The following is an 894-nucleotide window of genomic DNA, read 5'->3' on the forward strand; positions in this document are numbered from 1 at the left end:
TGGTTGCACTGTCTGATGGCCCTGGTGTTTCGGTTTTTTCGATGCTTTTCGTCAGAAAGGGCCGAATTTTAGGGCACAAAAACTATACCCCTAAAATGCTCTTAGACGAGAGCAAAGAAGAGCGGCTTCAGTCATTTATAGAGCAGTATTATGTGGGTTCTGGTGCCGAGAAAGACTTGCCTTGCGAAGTTATTTTGCCCTTTAAATGCGCGGATGAGACGATGATGAGCGAAGCCGTTCAAAATGTTGTCGGGAAAAACATTCGGTTTGCGCACAAAGTGAAGACGATTCGAGCTCAGTGGCAAAAGTTGGCACAGACAAATGCTGACAGCGCCTTAAAAACCTATTTATCCAACAAAGAAAATGTTTTTCATCGTGTTGATGCTCTAAGAGCGCTTTTAGAATTGCCAGACATGCCAAAGCGTATGGAATGTTTTGATATTAGCCATAGTTCTGGGGAAAAAACTGTAGCGTCTTGCGTTGTGTTTAACGATCAGGGGCCGCTAAAGTCAGATTATCGCACCTTCAATATAGAAGGGATTGAGCCTGGAGATGATTATGCAGCGATGAAGCAAGCTTTGTCGCGGCGATATCGAAAGGTGAATGAAGAGCCTAGTAAGCGTCCGGATATCATTTTTATAGATGGTGGCAAAGGGCAGTTGAACATGGCAATAGACGTGTTAAATGAACTGAATGCCAGCGACATTTTATTGCTTGGTATCGCCAAAGGAGCAACACGTAAACCAGGTTTTGAAACCTTATTTATTCCTGATGGGCAGGGCGGCCTTAAAACGATACAATGCGCGTCAGACGAACCTAGTTTGCATCTGATGCAGCATATTCGCGATGAAGCCCACCGATTCGCAATAACAGGTCATCGCAAGCGAAGAGATA

1 pseudogene is annotated in these 894 nt (G+C 44.5%); it reads left to right on the top strand.

What is annotated here, in order from left to right:
• Window positions 1–894, top strand: a pseudogene (uvrC, locus tag A3762_RS21545) (excinuclease ABC subunit C); the annotation flags it as partial.

The organism is Oleiphilus sp. HI0125 (assembly GCF_001635355.1).